Annotated in this window: 1 protein-coding gene; it reads right to left on the reverse strand. The window is 63.3% G+C overall.

Annotated features, from left to right (window positions below):
- Nucleotides 1-311: helix-turn-helix domain-containing protein (locus tag EOA28_RS37455; protein WP_148671196.1), on the reverse strand; the 311-nt coding region annotated here is incomplete at its 3' end.
- Nucleotides 312-772 lie beyond the last annotated feature (461 nt).

Raw genomic sequence — 772 nt, forward strand, 5'->3', positions numbered from 1 at the left:
ACGAAGCGCTGCATCCAGAGCTCCAGCGCGACGTCGGCCGGATGCTCGTGGGCAAGTTCGTCAGCGGCGTGGCAGAGGCCTTCCACCTCGCGGCGGTAGACCACCTCGACCAGATGCTCGCGCGTCGGGAAATGGCGGTAGAGCGTGCCGATGCCGACCCCTGCCCGCTTGGCGATCTCCTCCAGCGAGGCGTCGACGCCGTCGCTGGCAAACATCTGCGCCGCCACCTCGACCAGCCTGTCGCGGTTGCGCTGCGCATCGGCGCGCAGCGGCTTTGGCGCCGGCGCATCGCGCGTCGCTTCAGCGATCATTTCGGGCTCGGGCACTTTTTTCTCCACCAACGCAATATGGGGGTTGAACCATGACTGGCCAGACCCCAGCTAAATAAACGGAGGCTCCTCCGTTTTAGTGGAGTGCTTTTATCATATAACCAGGGGAAGCGTTATGTCACCTAGAGAAGGACGGAAAGCTTCGCCTGGCCGCTGGAGACAGGGGCATTCTTCGACGCCCGTGGTTGGCAAATCCGCTCGTGAGTTCGTCATCCCAGGGCGAAGCAAGGAGCGGAGCGACGCGGCGCAGACCCTGGGATCCATGCCATACCCTGCGAGCGCGGCTACGGTGCAGAATTCTGGCCCGTCGCGTCCTTCGGCAAACGTCACGGCATGGATCCTCGGGTCAAGCCCGAGGATTACGAACGCGAAGGTCGCCTCCAAGCGACCCTTGCCCCTAACCCCCCAAACCCCATTTCCATCCGCCCAAGCGTCCAGCAATC

Origin of the sequence: Mesorhizobium sp. M2A.F.Ca.ET.067.02.1.1 (assembly GCF_004023285.1) — a bacterium.
Lineage (GTDB): Bacteria > Pseudomonadota > Alphaproteobacteria > Rhizobiales > Rhizobiaceae > Mesorhizobium.